The following is a 19,341-nucleotide window of genomic DNA, read 5'->3' as shown; positions in this document are numbered from 1 at the left end:
TGACAAATAAAAAGAGCCTCCGGAGAGGCTCTTTTTACGGGCGGAAGCTTACTTAGGAAATTCGCTCATTTCCTTCACTTCGCTTTTGTTGATCTGCTGGTGCTTACCGTTAGCATCGGTATATTGGATCAGGCCCGTTTTGCTATCTTCCGCAGGCTTGCCATCGCTGACTAACGTGCGGCCGTCATTGGTGTGAATAGCATAACTGCTACGCGTACAACCGGAGAGCGCGGCAATACAAACCAGCGCGGCAACAGGCAAATAGATCATTTTTTTCATGTGTTGCTCCTGCTTATTAGTTATTTAATTCACTCATGTTTTTAACCTGATTACGGTTAATCTGCTCGGTCTTACCCGTCTGGGCATCCTTATAGGAAACCAGTCCGGTATCGCTATCCACCTGCGGCTTACCATCGGTCACGATAGTTCTGCCATCGGTGGTCTTAATTGCCTGGTTTGAAGAACACCCGGCAACAAAAAGCAGTGATAACGCAGTCAGCGTTGCTACAGAGAGTAATTTTACATTCATATGTTCATCCCAACATTAAGCACAGTGAAAAAGATAACTGTAAGGTATTAAGCGTAGACGATATTTTAATTTTTTCCTCTCTGTCACCCTGTCATCCCGCAGATTTAGCACCCACTGCAAAAGGGGAATAACGGACAGAACCTCCTTCCTTGTTGGACGCTGCCCGGACAGGACCAGAATTTACGCGCACTCATCGCGCTCCGGACGTTATTCGCTATCGGTCTGCGGCGTTTCAACCGCACCGACTGGCGGCATCCTTTTCGGGTCGGCTTTGGCGTCCTGTTTCGCTTTAAGGAAGCTAATAATGTTAGCGTCCATCTTCTCCAGAATATCGGTTACCTGCGCAATCTCCTGCGCTGAAATACCCCGGCAGGTGACCTCAAGCAGCCCTCGCATATCCGCGTCGAATTTTTCCAGCTCCTGACGTGAGGTAGGGGTGAGGAAGAGATTCAGGATACGGCGATCCAGGCGGCTTTTACGTCGCTCAATCAGCGCCAGCGCCTCCAGATCGTTCAGTACGCGCGCAAGCGTGATGGGGGCAACATCAAGGATATCTGCCAGCTCGGCCTGTTTAATGCCTTCATTTCTCTCCAGGTGAAAGAGCACGCGCGCCTGTGCAATGGTCAGATGCTCATGATGAAAGAGTGTTTCACCCAGCTTAAGCAGGTTGCGGCGGATATCACCCAGTAAAAACATAAAATTCTGGGAATTCAAAATAGTTCCTATAGTTTTTGATAATGATTATAAGCTATGCTTACAATCTTAACGTGAGAGGGCGTTCCACATGGTGGTGTACCCCGGCTTATTAACCCCACTATTGGCTCATTTTAGGATGCAGTAAATCACCATGTCAGAACCTCAGCTGTTAAAACCGTTACCCGACTGGACGGATGATGAAAAACCGTCGATGCCCGGATCGCCTTCAACGCCCTCTCACTCGTTCCCCATCCGCATTGCGTACGGACTGGTGGCCTTACTGATTGGATTAACCGGTGGGCTGGGAACGGCCCTTGTCAGTGCCAATCTGCCTGCCATACAGGGTTCACTGGGTCTGACTCCCGTTGAAGGGAGCTGGCTGACCGCCGCCTATCTGATGGTCAACGTCTCGGCAAACCTGCTGGTGTTTAAGTTCCGTCAGCAGTATGGCATGCGCCTGTTTGCCGAGATCGGTCTGACCCTCTATGCCGTATTTACCTTACTGCATCTGTTTGTGGACAGCTTTGCCATGGGGATGATGGTACGTGCCGCCAGCGGATTCGCTGGCGCATCGGTCAGTTCTCTCGCCATTTTCTATATGTTACAGGCCGTTGGCAAGGCGCGTATGGTGAATGGCCTTATTCTTGGGCTGGGTATCTCCCAGCTGGCTACGCCGCTGGCATGGATCCTGTCACCTGCGCTGAGCGACGTTGGGCAGTGGCATGTGCTCTACCAGTTTGAAGCCGGCCTGGCAATCTGTTCGCTGGCCGCCGTCGTTTCACTCAAATTGCCACCGGGCATTCTGATCAAAACCTTTGAAAAAACGGACTTTATCACCTTTCTGCTGATTGGTTCAGGGCTGGCCCTGTTTTGTGCCGTGCTGATACAGGGCGTCAATCAGTGGTGGTTTAATGCCCGCTGGATCGGCCTCGCGCTGGCGGCGGGCTGGGTGCTTATTCTAGGCGGCGGGGTGATTGAGCATTATCGCCGGGCGCCGCTTATCCAGACGCGCTGGCTGCTTTCCGTCTCCACGCTGCGCTTTGCGTTTGGCGCATTCACTATGCGTTTTCTGCTGTCGGAGCAGACCTACGGCGCGGTCGGGATGCTGCGCAGCTTTGGCATGGTTCAGGATCAGCTACAGATCCTCTATGTCGCTATTCTGGCCGGACTGCTGGTCGGCATTATCGGCAGCGCCGCACTGTTTAACCCCAAGACCATGGTGCTGCAAATTTTGCTGGCGGTGGTGCTGATTATTATCGGCAGTTCGCTCGACCATCTCTCCACCAACCTGACGCGTCCAGTCAATATGCTGTTCAGCCAGTTTCTGATCGCCATGGCATCCGGCATCTTTCTGGGACCGATGATGCTCATGGGAGTAATGAGCGCACTGAAAAATGGCCCGGCCTGGATTGTCTCTTTTGCCGTCCTGTTTTCGGTTTCGCAAAACTTCGGCGGCCTGGCCGGACCAGCACTGCTGGGAACGATGAAGGTTTATCGTCAGCAGGCTTACACCACTCAGCTGCTTGAGGATTTGCAGCCGACGCGGCCACAGGTGACCGGACGCACCACCCTTTACAGTAACAGCTACGCGGGCACCCTGACCGATCCGCAGTTGCGAAATGCACAGGGCGGCGCGCAGCTTTCACAGGTTGTGAGTCAGGAAGCGAGCATCCGGGCGTTTAACGATATTTTTGTCCTGACCGGCACGATGGCAATGGGCTTCCTCGGCTGGTCCCTTTTTCACGTGCTGCGGCTTGCCCGGCAGAAAAAAAACGCCTCCACCTCCTCCCGTTATGAACCCGATAAGGAAAAAACTGATGCCTGATAGCCATCATGAAGCGCCGCGCAAAGCATCGCCAGCGCGCGAAGACGTCAGCGCGGAACCCGCCACGCCACCTAAAATCATTAAACCGCAGCGGCGGACGCTGATTATTATGGCGTTTGTGGCGCTTGCGGGCGTGCTGCTTATCCTCTCTGCCTGGCGTATCTGGCCTTTTAATAGTGGCCTGATGCGCACGGATAACAGCTATGTGCGCGGCAAAATGACCGTTCTGGCGCCGCAGGTCAGCGGTTATGTGACCGGGGTGCTGGTAAAGGATTATGAAACGGTAAAGGCGGGACAGCCGCTGGTACGCATCGATCCGCGAAACTATCTGACGAAACGCGATGAAGCGGCAGGTCAGTTAAAAAATGCGCGGGCAGAGCTGGCCAAATCCCATCAGACCCTGGCGCAAAACAGGGCGACCATTGGCGCAAGGCGGGCAGATTTAGAAGCGGTGAAAGCTGAAAACCAGCGTTCGCTGCTGGATGAAAAGCGCGTGCGTCGCCTGGCCGAAAATGGTTCCGTATCGACGCGTGAGCGGGACCAGGCCGTGGCACAGGCGCGGCTTGCCCGGGCTAACGTTGCTAAGGCCGAGGCCGATCTCAGCATTGCGGTAGAGACTGAGAAGTCGACGCAGGTCGCGCAGGAGGGGCTGGCTGCACAGGTTGAGATTGCCCAGGCGCGGCTGCGCCAGGCAGACATCGATCTCTCTAATACCGTTATTGTCGCACCGCGTAATGGCACGCTGGGCGAGGCGAGCGTACGTCAGGGACAGTATGTTACCGCCGGGTCACAGCTGATGTATCTGGTGCCTGATGATATCTGGGTGGTGGCGAACTTTAAGGAGACACAAATTCATAATATGCAGAAGGGAATGCGGGTGACCTTTAGCGTGGACGCGCTGGGCGGTGCGACGCTCTCAGGGCATATTAGCGACTTCTCACCGGCGACCGGTTCTGAGTTCAGCCTGCTGCGCGCGGATAATGCGAGCGGCAACTTTACTAAAGTGGTGCAGCGGCTACCGGTTAAGATCCTGGTCGATAAGGGACAGCCCCTGTTTGTCCATCTGCGTCCGGGAATGTCAGTCGAAACCAGCGTGGATACCCAGCAGCAGCCAGGAGAGCGTGAGAAATGAGTCAGCCTGCCCACCTTTTTCGTGCCCTGCTGCTGGCTACTGCGGCGCTGTTAAGCGGGTGTATTCCCGCTTATCAGGCGCCGCCCTCTGACGCAAAGGTCAATTTGCCCGCCGCCTGGCGAGACAATCCGGCGTTTTATATGACGGCCCCGGGATCGCCCGCCTGGTGGACCGCCTTCAACGATCCTCAGCTGACAACGCTGGTGACGGAGGCGCTGCAAAATAATGCCGATCTTGCGGTGGCTGCAACCCGGGTAAGAGAGGCACGGGCCTCCCTTAGCCAGGCGCGTTCAGGCTTTTTTCCCTCGGTTGATCTTGCCGCCAGCGGTCAGTCGGCACGCAGCCTGACGGTGCTTGGCCCTGGGGAAAGTCGCTCATGGCAGCCCCAGGCTGAGCTGTCGTGGGAGGTTGATTTATGGGGCAAAACGCGTGCGGAAAATCGTGCCGCCCGGGCGCAGCTGGAAGCGAGTGAAGCCGCGCAGAAGGGGGCGATGCTCTCCGTCGCGTCGGCCACGGCAGAGTCTTATATTGGTCTGCTGGGCATGGATCAGCAGCTAAAACTTACCGAGGACACGGTGGTATCCCGCCGTAAGGCGCTGGATCTCATTCGTTCTCAGGTCGATGGAGGCTATGCTTCTGCGCTGGAGCTGACGCAGGCGGAGTCCGAGTATCAGTCCGTCTTACAGTCTGTTCCGCGTCTACAGCAGGCCCTTCGCCAGCAGGAGAATGCGCTGAGCGTGTTGACGGGGCGGGTGCCTGGCAGCATCCGTAAGGGGAGTTTGCAGCATCTTGCCGTTCCGGCGCTGCCGGGAATTGTGCCGTCAGAGCTGCTTCGTCGGCGTCCGGATATTGTGGGAGCCGAAAAAAATCTGGTGGCCTCTGATGAGACGCTTCGCGCGCGGCGTGCCGATTTCCTGCCCCAGCTTAATTTGAGTGCCTCCATCGGCGAGGTGTATACCAGCGGACTGAATTACGATCCGGTGCGTATCTGGAGCTATGGCGGCAGCGTGCTGGCCCCGCTGTTTACCGCCGGACGTTTGCAGGCCCGCTATGATGTGGCGGTGGCCCAGCGCGATCGCGCAGCCTGGAGCTACCGCGCCACGCTGTTGCAGGCGCTGGACGAGGTCGAGGATGGCTATGCCGCACAGCATTACTTGCAGGCGCAGCGCGCGCACAGCGATATGCGGGTCGCCACGTTAACCCGCTCGCTCAGCGTAGCGCAGGACCGTTATCAGAATGGCTATGCATCCTATCTGACGGTGCTGGATGCCCAGCGGAGTTTGTATAGCAGCCAGCTGGATAATATTTCTCTGCTACAGGATTATCTGGTGAGCTATGTGACGCTTTATCGCGCGCTGGGCGGGAACATAAGCCAGGCGAACGGTAATGGCCAGCACCAGACGCGGGCGGAGCACAGCCTGGCAGATTTACGGCCTTAGAGGTCACAAGCGGTAAGCCTGTCCGGGCTTACCGTGCATCCATGCGGCCAACGGTCTGCCCGGCGACGTGGCGGCACCCGTTACACTCCTGGGTACACCTCTTTTCCCGCCCGATAAATTATTCCAGAACGGCTTGTTGCATTAAAATGCTAATTTAAATTACTGAGCGTAAATTAATCTTTAGTAAAGCTGGTGATGTTTCAATATTAAACAGGCAGATTTAAAATGAACAGCTAACCCAGCCTTAAACGATTTATTAACTTGTCTTATCGAAGTTCGCTAAAAATAATAACGTTATATTTACGCTTCATTTCAGAATGTAAATAAAAAAACCGTGTAAATATCGGCCGTTTATATCGTCTCATTTATTTATCCTGTATTTCATCATCAATAAAAACCGCCCGCTGCCGATAATAAGACGGACGGATGCGCCGCATCTTAAAAAAGTCATCAGTTAATTAACCAGATAATATATAGGGTATTTAAGTATCCTTTTGATATTCATCATAATTAAACAGAATTCACTTTTACGGGGTTACATGAAATATTTACGCAACATTAAAGTTAAAGTGATGATGCTCGCGGTGTTGATCGTTTTTACTGCGCTTTGGGGAGGCGTGTCATTCTTCTCCCTGCATGCATTAAACGCACTCAGAGAAGAAGTGGACCTGACCAATGTTCAGCAGATGAACAGCGACATTATCAATGGCGCCAGCGACACTTATTACCAAATTAAGCTGGCGATGGATCGGGCAATGGTCGATAAGGCAACAGGTGATGCGCAGCACTATCAAAAGATGCTGGACCAGATTAACGGGCATATCACTTTTCTGCAGGGCGGGCTGGATAAGTTTAAGGTAACGAATCATGCCAATATCAGCAGTGGATCAATTGACAAGATTTATACCAGTTCGCTGACCCTGTTTACCCAGGCGATTGTGCCGATGTTTGAGGCGGTCAAAGCCAATAATAAGCAGGCTTATACCGATCGGGTTGAGCAGCAATATTTTTCACAGCGTATTGATTTTACTCGCGCTATCACCGCCTACAATCAGGAAATTAACGACCTGAAAGCGACCGCCAACGATCGTATCAGTCAGTGGGTGTCGCTGGCGAAGCTGATCATTATTATGGCGATGGTTGGTGGTGTGCTGATCCTGCTGTTGACTGAGCGCTATCTGACGCTGTTTATGGCACGTCCTCTTAACTGGGTGAAGCAGCATCTTCAGGTGCTTTCCGAAGGGCATCTGGATAAGGATACCGTCACTCTGGGAAATAATGAGGTGGGGCAGCTGCTTCCATTGCTGGATATTATGCAGGCAAACTGGGTGAAGACGGTGTCACAGATCCGCCGTAGCGCAGAGGAGATCCATCAGGGCAGCAGTGAAATTGCCGCCGGAAATATCGATCTCTCCTCACGAACCGAGGAGCAGGCCGCTGCACTGACGCAAACGGCGGCGAGTATGGAAGAGCTGAGCGCCGCCGTTCGTCAAAATGCTGATAACGCAGCAAAAGCCAGCGTGCTGGCGCAGACGACCTCCTCGGCCGCTAATGACGGAAGCGAAGTGGTGCAGACGGTGATCGGCAGTATGCAGAGCATTACCGGCAGTTCGCGTAAAATTTCGGACATCATTAGCGTGATTGACAGTATCGCTTTTCAGACCAATATTCTGGCGCTGAATGCGGCGGTAGAGGCCGCGAGAGCGGGTGAGCAGGGGCGTGGTTTTGCGGTGGTCGCAAGTGAAGTGCGCAATCTCGCACAGCGTAGCGCGGCCTCGGCCAGGGAGATTAAAGCCTTGATAGATGAGTCCGTTGCTAACGTCGATAATGGCTACCGGCAGGTTTCGCTGACCAGTGATTCAATGGACAATATTCTTAAGTCCGTGACCAGCGTGACCGCGATTATGGGGGAGATTGCTCTGGCATCCAGTGAGCAGAGTAAAGGTATTGCCCAGGTGGGCACGGCGATTTCGCAGATGGATGCGGTTACCCAGCAGAATGCCGCACTGGTCGAGGAGTCATCGGCAACCTCAACGCTGCTGGAGGAGCAGGCCCGGCATTTAACCGGTATTGTTTCCATTTTCAAACTTCCGGCTGATGCTTTAGCCGCGCGGGCGAACGGCAGGATGTCCCGGTAGTTTCAGGGCGTTGATTGCCGTATCAGCGATGGCTGTGACGGTGGCGGTGACGGTAGCGGTAGCGGTAGCGGTGGCGGGGGAGCATCCCTGCGCTTGCCGGGCGTCCTCACGCCACGCTTCGCGTGGTGCCTTTGGCTCCGACTCCAGGCCGGACGGCCCGGTCGCGAGCGGGCGTCCTGCCCGCCGCTCCCTGAGTGCAGCATCCCTGCTGCCCTCACCTGGCCCTTCATCTGTGCCGCAGCGCTGTGGAGTGCCCGTCAACCGCAGGGATGCTCCCCCTCTCTGGCTTCTTAGTTGCTTTAAGGCACCTCCATTTTCCTGTTTGTATGATTTTTAAATAAATCTGTCCGCTTTTAAACCTGCGGTAGGCCCCCGTTCCTGCCGGAACCGAATTATTCGAAGCCAGGACGATGCAAAGAAGAGAGGTGGGCAGATATCGGGTGTTTTGCTCGCCTGCCACCGGTGACTACCCGGTTATGTGATGAGAGTCAGGGCTGAAGGTGGCCTCAATGACTTCTTAATTTATTGAAAATAAAGGGAGTATTAAATTTATTTGTTTTACCCGTATTTGACGTTGCATATGGAAATGATCATTTCCATAATAAGCGTTAATTTGGAAGCGATTACTTCCATATTGGTCGGCATCAGAGCGAAGGCTTGAAAGGCCATTAAATAACCCGGAGGATCACATGGTAGATCATGCATTCACTACAGAATTAACGCGGCTGTCAGGTTTTCAGCATCACTTTGAAACGGTACGCGGCGTACGTCTTCACTTCGTGGAGTGCGGCAATCCACAAGGCGACACGCTGGTGCTGCTGGCGGGGTATCCTGAGAGCTGGTATTCCTGGCGCAAAGTCATGCCGTTGCTGGCTGAGAAATTTCGCCTGATTGCCATTGATTTACCGGGCCAGGGCGATTCAGATAAGCCGACTGACGGCTACGATACTGAGACGGTAGCCCGTTATGTACACGGGCTGCTTTCGCAGAGAGGCATCACGCATTATGGTCTGGTCGCGCATGATGTTGGCGCGTGGGTGGCATTCCCTTATGCGGCAATGTATCAGAATGAACTTTCCGGGCTGGTACTGATGGATGCCGGGATTCCGGGTATTACTCTGCCAGAAATGCTGCCCGCAGCCCCGGATCGTTCATGGAAAACGTGGCATTTTTCCTTCCATATGCTGCCTGACTTACCCGAAGCGCTTATTGCGGGAAAGGAGCGGGTCTATCTCGACTGGTTTCTGCGTAGAAAAACGGCCAGTCCCTTCAGTTTTAGCGAAGAGGATCTTGATGAGTACGAGCGTATTTTCACCCTGCCGGGTGCCCTGCGCGCCGGGCTGGCTTTCTATCGTTCAGCGGCTCATTCCGCAGAGCAGAATAAGGCGCTGGCCGCAGGTGGGAAGCTGACCGTTCCACTACTGGCGTTGAGCGCCGATCAGGGTTCGATTCCCGATATGAGCGTGCCGCTTAGCCCTTTTTTCGCCAATGTAGCAGGGAAAACCATTAACCGCTGTGGTCACTTTATTCAGGAGGAGCAGCCGGTTGCCGCTGCCGCTGAGATAAAAACTTTTTTTACTCCATAGCCTGGCGTCGTTACCGAAAGCGTCTTAGCTGAAAGTCTCCTCGTTGGGTACAGAGACCCGGTTCACTATAGGTTCAGCGATGCTGCATGCGATTGTTGTCTGGCGTGAGGACGCCCGGCAAACGCGGGGATTATCCACCGGCACCGCAGATTTCACAGCCAGCATAACCAACCGGCACACGCTTGGGTTGCCCACCGGCACCCACGGGACGGGGTATTTTTGTTTGCTTTTGTTTTAACCTTTCCACTGGGAGTTCAGTCACGTTCCCCTTAACCAGAGTCTCATATTCTTTTGTACACGCAGAGGTGGCCATGTTTACTGAAGAAAGACGAAATCAAATTCTGGCGTGGCTCGATGAGCAGGAGCGCGTCACGGTGAACGGCCTGGCCAGCGCGCTGGGGGTGACAAAAGAAACCATCCGCACGGATTTAAATACGCTGGCCCGTCAGGGGCTGATCCAGCGCTGTCACGGCGGCGCAATTATTATCCGACGTAACATGCAGGCGCGTTTAATCAGTGAAACGGGCGGCGATTTTGAAGTGCTGCTCCAGCGCCTGGAAGGGCGTCGGCAGCAGCGACCCGTACAACCCAGAGGAAAAAAGATGCGCGGCAAGGTGTGTATTTTAGGATCGTTTAACGTGGATATCGTGGCCCGTGTGGCGCGTTTTCCGAAAGGTGGGGAATCACTGCTGGCATCAGGCAGCACGCTCGGGCCTGGCGGCAAAGGGGCGAATCAGGCCATGGCGGCCAGCCGGGCCGGTGCTCGCGTGCATTTTGTTTCCAAAGTGGGTACGGACCAGTTCAGCCAGTTTGCTTTTGACCACCTTTCCGCGTCGGATATTCACTCCTTTAAGCTGTATCAGACCGCTGATGAACCCACCGGCAGCGCCATTATTTACGTCTCGCAGGAAAATGGCGAAAACATGATTGCCATCTATTCGGGAGCGAATAAAACCCTGACGGAGGGTGAGATCGCCGAAATGACACCCGAACTGTCACAGTCCGATGTGCTGCTGGTCCAGCTGGAGAACAACTTCTCCGCCACGCTTAACGCGATCAAGCTGGCTCATACCCTCGGCGTACGGGTGATTATGAATCCGGCCCCTTTTTCGAACGATGTGCTGGCCTGCCTGGAATATATTGACGTGATAACCCCGAACGAAACCGAGGCATCGCTGCTCTCCGGCGTCGAAGTGGTGGATGTCGACAGCGCCAGGGAAGCGGCGCTGGCTATCGTGCGCCTCGGTGCTAAGCGCGTGATCATCACCATGGGATCGCGCGGCGCACTGATCTGCGAGGATCAGCAGTTCCAGCATATTCCCGCTTTCCCGGCGGTGAGCGTGGATACCACCGGCGCAGGCGATGCCTTTAACGGGGCTTTCGCCGCAGCGCTGGCGGCGGGGGAGAGCATCACCCAGGCCGCCACTCGAGCTTCAGCTTTCGCGTCGCTGGCCGTGGAGCGGGAAGGTGCTTCTAATATGCCAGATCGGGAGCAGGTCGCCGCCCGTCTTAATCAACGCTGAAACCAGGCATTTATCACAGCGGCATACGCTGCTGGCAGGAGAAAATAGTGAAAAAAATTGAAGGCATTGTGCCGGTGATGTTGACGCCGTTTACCCCGGATAACCAGATTGACTACCCGGGGATGACAAAACTGATTGAGTGGTACCTGACCCAGGGCGTGGATGCGCTATTTGCCGTGTGCCAGTCGAGTGAAATGCAGGCGCTCTCGCTGGCCGAGCGGGTTGCGCTGGCGCAGTTTGTCGTCGCACAGGTGAGGGGACGGGTGCCGGTTATCGCTTCCGGCCATATCAGTGATGATATCGCCCGGCAAAAAGAGGAGCTGCTGGCGATGTCCCGTACCGGGATAGATGCCCTGGTACTGGTGACCAACCACCTTGATCCGCAAAATCAGGGCAGCGAGGTTTTTTATCAGACCATCAATACTCTGTTGGACACCCTGCCCACCGATCTGCCGCTGGGGCTGTATGAGTGCCCGGCCCCTTACCGTCGGTTACTGAGTGATGAGGAGTTCCGTTTCTGTGCCGAAAGTGGTCGCTTTGTGGTGCTGAAAGACGTCAGCTGCGATCTGGAAACGGTAACGCGCCGCGTGGCGATGGCGGAAGGTACGCCGCTGGCGGTGATCAATGCCAATGCGGCCATTGCCTGGCCTGCCATTCAGGCGGGATCGAAAGGATTCAGCGGCGTTTTCACCAACTTCCATCCTGAACTTTATCACTGGCTCTATCACCAGGGTGCCAGCCAGCCGGAAAAAGCCCACGAGCTGTCGCTGTTCCTCTCGCTCAGCGCGGTGACGGAAACCCTGGGCTACCCGAAAAATGCCAAAATCTGGCATCAGCGTCTCGGCACCTTCGACAGCGAATTCTGCCGGGTAAATAAAGACGACGTACTGGAAAAATTCTGGGGACTTGGCGTGCTGCTGGAGCAGATCCAGCAGGGTACCGCGCTGTGGCAAAAGAAAATCGCGCAATAATCCGCGTACGGGATGGCGCAAGGCCATCCCTCTGATCCTGCTGCCCGCCAATAATAACGATACGGGGAACAATCATGACTCTTTGCGACCGCAATAACCGGGCGAGAGAAAGACTCGCTTTTGATCCAAATAACACCCGCGCACTTCTTTGTCCATTTCGACAGGGAGATGCATGATGAAAGGAGACAGCACCACTGTTATCAGTACATCCAGTGCTGCCAGCGCATCAGCCCCGGCGATGACGCAGATGCCCGCTATCAGCCGTTTACGCTGGGGCATTGTGTTGATTCTGCTGCTGGCGGCGATCGTAAACTATCTCGATCGCGCTAACCTTAGTATTGCCAATACCACCATCGCCGCCGAGTTCGGCTTCTCGCAGACCGAAATGGGCCTGCTGCTGTCGGCCTTTTTGTGGCCCTATGCGCTGGCTAATCTCCCGGCTGGCTGGCTGGTCGACAGATATGGGCCAAAGCGCATGTTCGCCTGGGCGCTCTGCCTGTGGTCCAGCTTTACCGTGCTGGCGTCCTTCGTCAACAGTTACAGTTTCTTCTATGGCCTGCGTATGATGCTGGGCATTTCAGAATCGCCGTTTTTTACCTCCGGCATCAAAATTACCCATCGCTGGTTTGGCGACCGCGAGCGTGGCCTGCCGACGGCGATTATCAATACCGGTTCGCAAATTGCCAACGCCATTGCGCCGCCCATTCTGACCGTACTGCTGCTTACCCTGGGCTGGCGCGGCATGTTCGTGGCGATTGGACTGATGGGGCTACCGCTGCTGCTGGCCTGGTGGAAATTTTATCGCGATCCCGATGCACGGGAAGATGCCCTGCTGCACGCCGGGCAACGCAGCGTGGCGCAGCCGGAAGAGCAGGTTCGCACCCGCTGGGGCGCACTGTTTCGCTATCCCGCTACCTGGGCGATGGTCATTGGCAACTTCTCCATTATGTTCACCATCTGGGTCTATCTGACCTGGCTGCCGAGCTATCTGGAGAAATCGCTCGGCTTCAGCCTGCAAGCCACCGGCTGGATTGCCTCTATCCCGTTTTTTGCCGGGATCCTCGGGGTGCTGGTGGGCGGCATCCTCTCCGATCGTCTGGTGCGTCGCGGCGTGGCATCCATTACGTCGCGCAAGATCCCGATAGTATTGGGAGCGGCACTGGCAGCCTGCTTCGTTGCGCCTATCCCCTTTGTGCACAGTACGCCGCTGGCGATTACGCTGCTGGCGCTGGGCTACTTTTTCTCGCAAATGCCGCAGGGCGCGCTCTGGACGCTGGCGAGTGATATCGCGCCGAAGGAGCAGGTGGCATCGCTGGGCGCTATTCAGAACTTTGGCGGGTTCCTTGGCGCGGCGATGGCACCGATTGTCACCGGCGTGATCCTGGATATGACCGGTAAATTCACCAACGTATTTTTACTCGGTGCCATCCTGCTTTTTATTGGCGCACTCAGCTACGGGCTGTTTGTCCGCCGCCGCCTCCAGTCCTGATCGCTAATCCTCAATCTGCAACAATAAATAGCGTTCGGTTTAAATACCGGGCGCTATCATAAATAAACTGTGTCCGGCAACAGGTACAGACGTAAAGGACCAACCCGAATCGTCCAGGCAGGGTAACCTTTCTGTCATTTATGCCTGTTACAGGCACCATTGTGACGCGGGCAGTACAGATAAAATTTCAGTTACGAGGAGCAGGTAATGAGTCATAGCGGATCGGGTGAGGGCAGAGCAGTTGTATTAGGTGGCGGGGGCGTGGCAGGTATAGCCTGGATGACCGGGCTGCTTCTTGGTCTGCGGGACGAAGGGGTTGAACCCGGGCACACAGCTAACGTGTTGATCGGCACATCGGCAGGATCGACCGTTGCCGCACAGATTGCATGCGGCTGCGATCTGGACGATCTCTTCCAGCGGCAGACTTTACCGGAGAGGCAGGTTGCAGAGCTGGTGCCGAAGCCGCATCTGTTTGAGCTGCTCGGCAACGCGATGCCGGTGTTGTTCAGGCTTACCGATGCGGTTGAAAGGACGCGGCGCATTGGCGAACTGGCGGCCAATAGCACAACCGTGGACGAGGCGCAGCGCCGTGCGGTCATTGCCGACCGGCTGCCCTCGCATCACTGGCCCGACCGCCAGCTCAGGATCGTTGCGGTGAATATTGCGACCGGCGAGCCGCAGATTTTCGATAAAGATTCCGGCGTCAGCCTGGTCGATGCCGTTGCAGCAAGCTGTGCGGTGCCGGGCATGTGGCCCCCGGTGAGCATAAACGGTCAACGTTATATGGACGGCGGCATTCACTCGTCGGATAACGCTTATCTGGCGGCGGGCTACGCTAAGGTTTTGATTTTGTCTCCGCTGGGGACGCAGGGGATGACGCTACCCGGCAGTGCAAGCCTGGCGCGTCAGACTGAGGCGCTGCGCCAGGGCGGAGCCGCCGTTACCATTATTGAACCTGACGAGGTTTCTCGCGAGGCGATCGGCAAGAATCCGCTGTCGCCCGAAACTCGCCTTCCTGCTGCAATGGCCGGACGTGCGCAGGGTCGTGCTATCGCCGCCAGCCTGGCAGATTAATATTTTGTATTTTCCGTACCTGCTGGAATATGCCCGCGAAGTGTAACGAATTATATAGCCTTATAAGAAGGATGATCTTCTTCTTATTAAGGCTTTTTTATGAAGCTGTTTTTTTGTGTTTAAAGATAGCGCTTAAAAATAAATCGTGTAAGAACGCAGCACCCTGTGAGGACTTGTAAAGAGGAAACCGAATAATAACTGGAATAGCGCTTTATAGTATTACCTCCCTTTACGCCACGCACAATGCAGATATGGCGTGGTTCCTTTCTTGCCGCCTCAGCTTGCGCAGTGATGCATCCGGTTTTCTTCCTTTCACCCTGGCGTCACCTGTAACGCCATTTTGAAAATAAGGTTAACGCGTTTTCAGGGTTCTTAGCCAACAGGCTAACTCATTATTATTTTTCGCCCCAACTTTACTCATCAGGCTTCTTTTATAAAAACTCAGCGTTTTTCTGTCGATTTTTAAGGTATGTACTATATCAGAACTTGCTGTACCCACATGGAGGTAATAGGCAATCCATGTCTCCAATGAATGAAAGGAATGTAAGTCTCTTACCTGGAAAGACTTTGCGCGTTGATTATTTCTTCTCGAGGCTTCGTGCATTATGAATTTCTATCTGTTCAGAGTGTGCGTATACGCTAACGGCAAGCCCAGATTATGACAATAGCTTTGAAGGCTGTTTAAGATAAATTGTTATAATAAAATAAAAAAACACCATTTAATAGAAGGTGTAGCAATAACTTCCCCATACAGCGCTAAGGTTTTAAGAGGAGGTGTTGTTTTATGCGCAAAAGTTTAACGCGTTTCAAAATGCTATCTATTTCCAGGTTGTTATGTAACTAATATTATAGTTTGTGGCTAATGTATTGTAGTTAACACATTGATTTATATAGCTTAAATGGCATTTCATGCTTATCTTAATAGATTCTTTTTCATCTTTTTTTCTAAAAAAGAGGCGGTTTAAGATCCTTAGTTATCTTATATAAGAAATTAAAACTTGAGATGATATCTGGCAAATCTATGATGTGTCACAGAAGTCAGACCATTGGGATATCATATTTCAGAAATATCGGATGACTGCTTCTGATTGCAATTTAAACCTTTAAATTATCAGAGAATATTATGAGTATAAAAATTATCGTTCAAAGTATCGCACTGGCTGGAATCACCTGCACTACATTTAATGCATTAGCCGATCAGGCTGGTGATATCCATGTTCATGGAAAAATAACGCTAGCGGGATGTAGTGCATCTGTGACATCAGGACAGGATCTCGACTATGGTTCGGTACCCTGGTCTTCTTTATCTAACTCAACAGTTACGACTCTGGATGCTAAGGACGCGACGCTGGCTATCAGCTGCACCGATGCCAAGCAGGCTGCCGCCTTTTATATTACAGATACACGTGAAGGTACAGCAGCGAATGGGGTGAACGCGCCACTCCAAAATGGTGGGACCAATATAATTGGTCATTCCGATAAAACCTACACTTTCGGGCTTGGCAATGATAGTGGTAATAATCCTATTGGGAATTATACGATCACCCCTACCGCAGTAACCGTTGATGGTAAAAGCTATAATAATTATGGATTTTTGAAGGACACATCACATATTTCGACTAACTTCAACGTTGTTAATCCTCTCAATAAGTGGAGCTATAGAAAAACAGAAGACTGGACGGCTACTGATGGCAAAAAGGTCATTACAGGAAATGACTACGTTTGGACTCTGGCGGTTCAACCGCAGATCAGTCCACAGAAAAATCTGGCGATGAGCGGCGAAATCCCGTTCGACGGTGTGGCTAAGATTAATGTTCGCTACTGGTAGTTGTTACTGACACATAGAGATAAATAATGGAAATTAATATCCCACCCCAGGGTGGGATATTATGCAATATTATAAAAATGAGAAAAATTATTTTATTCCTGCTGCTATTTCCATTAGTGGCAGTGGGCGCCGGGCAGCTAAATTTTGATGAAAATCTAATTAAACACGAAGGAATTACCGCTCAACAAATTGATGATGCTATCAATCAAAGTGTACCCTACAGTGGGATTAACCGCGTTAATATTATTTTGAACCGCTGGTCTGAAGGCCAGGGGGAAATATTCTATCGGGAAAAGGAGCGGGAAACAGGCATTGATGAGAAGTATTTTCTTAAGCTTGAATTGAAAAAAGATGCAGTAAAAAGCCGTTTCTCTGTCAATGGTAAACGTTATGTTGTACTGACGGCATCTGTTCGGATGCGTTACGACCGCGCAAATAACACACTTAAGCTAACGGTTCCCGGAATTTTTTTGCAAAACCCGTCAGGTATCAAAATTAACCGGGGAGGCATCGGTGCTATCATAAATTATGATCTGTATAGCAATAGTTATAAGTCAGGTGCTACGCATTCGCGTGGCCTGAGTAATAATTATGAGCTGGGGTTTAATGCTGAAAATACAATTGTGCGGTCACACGGCTACTACTCATCCTATACTAGTAATAGTTCTTCAAGAAGCAGCAATACCCTTCAGGATGTGTATATTGATAAAAATATTATGGATCATCGCGTACGTACAGGGCGTTTCTCTTCACCAGACACCAGTTTTGGCTCTGGCTATATTGATGGTGCTGCTATTTCATCGGGTAGCGGTAGCGGAACGGCTTTTGTCAGTTTTTATTATGATAGTTCAGAAATTTCTACCGCTGAATTCTGGCAAAATGATCAGCTAATCTGGAAGCAGCGCCTGAATAAAGGTCACAATGCGTTCGATAATATTCCGGTACTTACTGCGACAAAAGATGTAACAGTGCGTATTATGCGAAACGATCGTCTGATGGAAACCCGGATCCTCTCTCCTGCTCAGATAAAAACCGTAAATTCAGCAGAGGTGGGTTATTACTTCTTTGCAGGACGAAGCCTGTATGACGAACGTGAGATTACGCTGGGGGCGGGCGCTAATAAAAGCTTTAACAATATCCTGAGTCCCGCTATTTCATTCGTGGCGCGTCATAATTATCAGGGCGTTTCGCTGTCAAACAGCATGATAGCTAAATCATTTAATACATCAACGTGGCTGCAAACTGCGCAGAATGAACAACATAAGCTTGGGATAAATCTCACAACCTCATTCGACTGGCAGGGAACGTCGCTGAGCTTCTCACAAACTACTCCAAACTTCACCTCGCCGGGTCAGGCGTTAAGACGCTATCATGCCAGTCAGAAAAATAGCGTGGGGATTTCGCAATCTGTACCGATTTCAGGGCTTTTTTCAACTTCTTTCAGCGCCACTCGCTACAGCTACTACGACCAGCCCGGTAGAAACGTTTTAGCGTTTAACGTCACCACGCGAATCAAAAAAGCCACTATCAACATGGGCGTTAACTATTCATCCAGTGCGTCTAAGCAAAGTATGAATGATAAAATGAACGTTAGCCTCAATGTCAGTCTGCCCTTATTTATTGGATCGAGGCAGGTCGATATCTATTCATCTGCTTACCATAATGCCAATGGAACGGATTTTGATAATAGCATGTCAACCCGTGTTAATGATCTCTATTCAGTGAGTGCAGGTAGTCGAAAAAGTATTGGGGATTACCGATCAACCCGAAACTATATTGATAACACCTTTAACACCGCCTATACGCACGCCATGCTGGACTTCTCACAAGGCATTCAAAGTAACCAGCGTTCAGAGCAGTTATCGGCAATGTTTTCAGGTTCAATTGGCATTAACCGTAGCGGAATAATATTTTCCCCACAAAAGATAAAAGATACGTACGCTGTGGTCGATACGGGACTACATCATTTCGTGACTATCAGATCAAAAACATCCTCCGTGCAAACGAATCATGATGGTAAGGCAATTATTCCCCGCCTTCTTGAGGATCGTGAGGACTATGTTCAGGTCGATCCTAAAGGGCTTGACTCCAGCGTGGTTATTGAACAAAACCGACGTGATTTCATTAGTATGCGCGGATCGGTTACTTACCTGTCTTTCCATGCCCGCGAGAGTAAAACGTTGCTGTTGCATTGGGTCGATCCACCAAAAGAAATCAAGCAGTATTTTGATTTTTATGACAAAAATGGGAAATTTATTACCAACTTCATCGATCGAAATATTCTACTCGTCGATCAGACCTGGATTGAAACGATGAAGAAAGAGGGGATGACAACCCCTGCTAATTTACATCAAACCTGCAAACTTATAACAAACCTGGAGAAACACAATGAAAGTATTATTGATGCCCGCTTTAACTGTACGAAATAAAATATCAGGAGTGATCCTGTCGTTATTTCTAACCACTTATGCACATGCCGGTATAATGCCCTCTTCTACGGTGGTGATGATCCCCGATGGAGAAAAGGAAGGAGCGATAGATATCAAAAATACTGGTAATGACAGTATTTTGCTTTACAGCAAAATCGTTAAGTTAAGTGATGACGATTTGGGCGGCGGCACACTTTATACCTCACCCCCTACAATCGTTGTTGGGCCTGGTGACACACAAACCGTACGGCTTATTTTTAAGAGCAATCGTGCTTTGGATCGGGAACATCTTGCCCGTGTTGTATTTAGCGGACTTCCTCCGCGTAAAAACGATAAATCACCGCGAGTCCAGTTCGCGATAGCTCAGGATCTGCCGGTCGTTGTCGGCGTGTTGCCCTCCATTATGGAAAAGGATTTATGGACGATGATTGATTATCGTTTCAAAGGCAATCAGGTCTGTCTGCATAATCCAACCAGGAAGGTGTTTCGGTTCAATAACACAATGAAACTCAGCAATCCAGTTGAAAATATTGTCTTTCAAAACACCTATCTGCTGCCTGACTCGGAGATCTGTACAAAAGCAAGGGGTAAGTTATCCCCCTCAACCAGCCTGCATTTTACGACGGTTTCAAGCTTCAATCTTAAAATATCGGATCATGAAATAACGCTAAAAAACTAAACG

Annotated in this window: 17 protein-coding genes; 12 read left to right on the top strand and 5 right to left on the bottom strand. The window is 51.8% G+C overall.

Annotation, left to right across the window (positions count from 1 at the left end; genetic code table 11):
- Window positions 1-48: 48 nt before the first annotated feature.
- The 3 genes from ACLRGG_RS03270 to ACLRGG_RS03260 form a co-directional block, all read right to left on the bottom strand.
- Window positions 49-279 carry a YgdI/YgdR family lipoprotein gene (locus ACLRGG_RS03270; RefSeq protein ID WP_345830695.1) on the bottom strand — a complete coding sequence of 77 codons (231 nt, stop codon included), beginning with the start codon at window positions 277-279 and terminating at the stop codon, window positions 49-51.
- A gap of 16 nt (window positions 280-295) precedes the next feature.
- Window positions 296-529: a YgdI/YgdR family lipoprotein gene (locus ACLRGG_RS03265; RefSeq protein ID WP_067706384.1), complete on the bottom strand. Its 234-nt coding sequence runs from the start codon at window positions 527-529 to the stop codon at window positions 296-298.
- A 207-nt stretch (window positions 530-736) separates the two neighbouring features.
- Entirely contained in the window at window positions 737-1,243 is a 507-nt protein-coding gene (locus ACLRGG_RS03260) for a MarR family winged helix-turn-helix transcriptional regulator (protein ID WP_416248405.1), read from the bottom strand.
- Window positions 1,244-1,376: 133 nt separating this feature from the next.
- On the opposite strand from ACLRGG_RS03260, the gene ACLRGG_RS03255 reads away from it, so the two are divergent.
- The 4 genes from ACLRGG_RS03255 to ACLRGG_RS03240 all read left to right on the top strand — a co-directional run bounded on the left by ACLRGG_RS03255 (window position 1,377) and on the right by ACLRGG_RS03240 (window position 7,759).
- The gene (locus tag ACLRGG_RS03255; RefSeq protein ID WP_416248404.1) at window positions 1,377-3,050 is read left to right on the top strand and encodes an efflux MFS transporter permease; all 1,674 of its coding nucleotides are present in this window, start codon (window positions 1,377-1,379) and stop codon (window positions 3,048-3,050) included.
- Window positions 3,043-4,182 carry an HlyD family secretion protein gene (locus tag ACLRGG_RS03250; RefSeq protein WP_416248403.1) on the top strand — a complete coding sequence of 380 codons (1,140 nt, stop codon included), beginning with the start codon at window positions 3,043-3,045 and terminating at the stop codon, window positions 4,180-4,182. Before ACLRGG_RS03255 ends, ACLRGG_RS03250 begins: the two co-directional genes overlap by 8 nt.
- Window positions 4,179-5,621: an efflux transporter outer membrane subunit gene (locus ACLRGG_RS03245; RefSeq protein ID WP_416248402.1), complete on the top strand. Its 1,443-nt coding sequence runs from the start codon at window positions 4,179-4,181 to the stop codon at window positions 5,619-5,621. The genes ACLRGG_RS03250 and ACLRGG_RS03245 overlap by 4 nt, the downstream gene beginning before the upstream one ends.
- Before the next feature lie 539 nt (window positions 5,622-6,160).
- Window positions 6,161-7,759: a methyl-accepting chemotaxis protein gene (locus tag ACLRGG_RS03240; protein WP_416248401.1), complete on the top strand. Its 1,599-nt coding sequence runs from the start codon at window positions 6,161-6,163 to the stop codon at window positions 7,757-7,759.
- Here the strand turns inward: ACLRGG_RS03240 and ACLRGG_RS03235 are convergent.
- Entirely contained in the window at window positions 7,724-8,020 is a 297-nt protein-coding gene (locus ACLRGG_RS03235) for a hypothetical protein (RefSeq protein WP_416248400.1), read from the bottom strand. The two genes, ACLRGG_RS03240 and ACLRGG_RS03235, sit on opposite strands and share 36 nt — an antisense overlap.
- 428 nt (window positions 8,021-8,448) lie before the next feature.
- Between ACLRGG_RS03235 and ACLRGG_RS03230 the strand changes: the two genes are divergently transcribed.
- The 5 genes from ACLRGG_RS03230 to ACLRGG_RS03210 all read left to right on the top strand — a co-directional run bounded on the left by ACLRGG_RS03230 (window position 8,449) and on the right by ACLRGG_RS03210 (window position 14,402).
- A complete protein-coding gene (locus ACLRGG_RS03230; protein WP_416248399.1) occupies window positions 8,449-9,345 on the top strand; it encodes an alpha/beta fold hydrolase in 897 nt (298 codons plus the stop codon).
- 311 nt (window positions 9,346-9,656) lie between these two features.
- Window positions 9,657-10,868: a ribokinase gene (gene rbsK, locus ACLRGG_RS03225; RefSeq protein WP_416248398.1), complete on the top strand. Its 1,212-nt coding sequence runs from the start codon at window positions 9,657-9,659 to the stop codon at window positions 10,866-10,868.
- Window positions 10,869-10,915: 47 nt separating this feature from the next.
- Window positions 10,916-11,839 carry a dihydrodipicolinate synthase family protein gene (locus ACLRGG_RS03220; protein WP_416248397.1) on the top strand — a complete coding sequence of 308 codons (924 nt, stop codon included), beginning with the start codon at window positions 10,916-10,918 and terminating at the stop codon, window positions 11,837-11,839.
- A gap of 172 nt (window positions 11,840-12,011) precedes the next feature.
- Window positions 12,012-13,328: an MFS transporter gene (locus tag ACLRGG_RS03215; protein ID WP_416248396.1), complete on the top strand. Its 1,317-nt coding sequence runs from the start codon at window positions 12,012-12,014 to the stop codon at window positions 13,326-13,328.
- A gap of 207 nt (window positions 13,329-13,535) precedes the next feature.
- On the top strand, window positions 13,536-14,402 hold the full coding sequence (locus tag ACLRGG_RS03210) for a patatin-like phospholipase family protein (RefSeq protein ID WP_416248395.1): 867 nt from the start codon (window positions 13,536-13,538) through the stop codon (window positions 14,400-14,402).
- A 352-nt stretch (window positions 14,403-14,754) separates the two neighbouring features.
- On the opposite strand, the gene ACLRGG_RS03205 is transcribed toward ACLRGG_RS03210, so the two are convergent.
- On the bottom strand, window positions 14,755-15,006 hold the full coding sequence (locus tag ACLRGG_RS03205; RefSeq protein WP_416248394.1) for a LuxR C-terminal-related transcriptional regulator: 252 nt from the start codon (window positions 15,004-15,006) through the stop codon (window positions 14,755-14,757).
- Between the two features lie 519 nt (window positions 15,007-15,525).
- Between ACLRGG_RS03205 and ACLRGG_RS03200 the strand changes: the two genes are divergently transcribed.
- From ACLRGG_RS03200 to ACLRGG_RS03190, 3 genes are read left to right on the top strand one after another with little or no spacing between them, the layout of a single operon-like run.
- The gene (locus ACLRGG_RS03200; RefSeq protein ID WP_416248393.1) at window positions 15,526-16,230 is read left to right on the top strand and encodes a DUF1120 domain-containing protein; all 705 of its coding nucleotides are present in this window, start codon (window positions 15,526-15,528) and stop codon (window positions 16,228-16,230) included.
- Window positions 16,231-16,256: 26 nt separating this feature from the next.
- On the top strand, window positions 16,257-18,659 hold the full coding sequence (locus ACLRGG_RS03195; protein WP_416248392.1) for a fimbria/pilus outer membrane usher protein: 2,403 nt from the start codon (window positions 16,257-16,259) through the stop codon (window positions 18,657-18,659).
- Entirely contained in the window at window positions 18,619-19,338 is a 720-nt protein-coding gene (locus ACLRGG_RS03190; RefSeq protein ID WP_416248391.1) for a fimbria/pilus periplasmic chaperone, read from the top strand. The genes ACLRGG_RS03195 and ACLRGG_RS03190 overlap by 41 nt, the downstream gene beginning before the upstream one ends.
- The last annotated feature ends 3 nt before the right edge of the window (window positions 19,339-19,341 follow it).

It is taken from the genome of Erwinia sp. PPS120 (assembly GCF_047918655.1).
GTDB lineage: Bacteria > Pseudomonadota > Gammaproteobacteria > Enterobacterales > Enterobacteriaceae > Erwinia > Erwinia tasmaniensis_A.
This window is presented reverse-complemented; position numbering and strand designations above follow the sequence as displayed.